Annotated in this window: 1 protein-coding gene; it reads right to left on the reverse strand. The window is 32.4% G+C overall.

Going from position 1 to position 1,821, the window contains the following annotated elements; translation table 11 throughout:
* Positions 1 to 80 precede the first annotated feature (80 nt).
* Positions 81 to 1,565, reverse strand: coding sequence for an alanine/glycine:cation symporter family protein (locus NSA58_RS19705; RefSeq protein WP_039678883.1), 1,485 nt, complete (start codon positions 1,563 to 1,565; stop codon positions 81 to 83).
* Positions 1,566 to 1,821: the final 256 nt, after the last annotated feature.

Genomic DNA, 1,821 nt, shown 5'->3' on the forward strand with positions numbered 1-1,821 from the left:
ATAAAAAATTCTATTTTTTATTAAAAAATGGTTCTTGATAAATCAAGAACCATTTCAATAATTTTAATATTTAAATAATACTACTCAACTTTTTGCGCGTTTCTATCTTCCCAGAAATCTGCATTCTTAATTCCAAGTGCTACTGGATCAAATGTAATTTCTTCACTAGATTTACCAGATTTCATTTGTGCCTCATAGTCTTTAAAACACTTCATTACAATATTAGATAGCAATAGTATTGCAACTATATTTAACCATGCCATAAGTCCAACACCTATATCACCCATTGTCCATGCAAGTCCTGCACTCTTAACACATCCAAAGAATATCATTCCTAACATTATAAATTTTAATACGTGAGTTGCCATCTTATTTCCTTTGCCAGTAAGTCTCTTAATCATATAGTTTAAGTTAACCTCAGCTATATAATAATAAGCCATCAAAGTAGTAAATGCGAAGAAGAATAATGCTATAGCAACGAACGCTGCACCAAATCCAGGTATTAGAGTATTAACAGCTCCTTGAGTATAAGCTGGACCTATTTGTTCAACTGTATATTCTGGCCCTGCATTATATATAACTTTGCCAGCAGCATCAAATGTAGTATAGTTATCAGTTATTAATATCATAAATCCAGTTGCTGAACAAACGAATAATGTATCAACATATACTGAGAAAGCTTGAACAAAACCTTGTTTTACAGGGTGAGATACTTCTGCAGCTGAAGATGCCTGCGGTCCAGTACCTTGACCAGCTTCATTTGAGTAAACACCACGTTTAACACCCCAAGCTATCGTAGATCCAATTATACCACCAAAAGTAGCTTCTGCACCAAATGCTGATTTAAATATTGTAGCTATAACTCCTGGTAAAGCTCCTATATTAACAATTATTATTATTAAAGACATTAATATATATGCTCCACCCATAAATGGAACTATAAATTCTGCTGCAGCACCTATTCTTTTTATCCCACCAAATATAACTACACCAACTAAAATAACTAATGCTATACCAGTAATTGTTGTACTTAATCCAAATGCATTTTCAATAGATACTGCTATTGAGTTAGATTGAACACCTGGCATTAATATTCCCATTGCTAAAAGTGTAACTATGGCAAAAGCCATACCATATGCTTTTGACCACCCTTTTTTTCCAAAACCTTTTTCTATATAATATGCTGGACCTCCACAGTATTCACCTTCATGCTTTTCTTTATATAATTGACCTAATGTAGACTCTGCAAGAGCTGAACCTGCTCCTAAAAAAGCTATAACCCACATCCAGAATAGTGCCCCTGGACCACCCCAAGCAATAGCTGTAGCAACACCTGCTATATTACCTGTACCTATACGCCCTGCTAATGCAGTACAGAAACCTTGGAAAGATGAAATACCTTCTTCAGATTTTTCACCCGCGAATAACAAATGTACCATTTCTTTTAAATTTCTAATTTGAGAGAATCTAGTTCTAAGAGAAAAATAAACTCCAGCACCTAGACATAAATATACTAGCCAATTGCTCCATATGATGTTATTGACTGCGTTAACTACGTTTTCCATAAAATCCCTCCTAATAATAAAATTTGTCCCTAAAAAAATTAATATACCTATGAGTAAAAGATATATATTAAATTATATTTATAGCACCCTGTTTTATAACTGAAAAGAATGCAAAAACACATACCTTTATACTCTTATTTAGATTAATTCTATGTTTACTCCAAATTTCCTCTAATTATTTTCAATCTTCTCAAAATTTTCTGAATTATTTTTCAAATCCAAATATCATTGTATTTTGACATATTTTAATTTGCAT

This window comes from Terrisporobacter muris (assembly GCF_024621905.1).
GTDB classification, from domain to species: Bacteria; Bacillota; Clostridia; order Peptostreptococcales; family Peptostreptococcaceae; genus Terrisporobacter; species Terrisporobacter muris.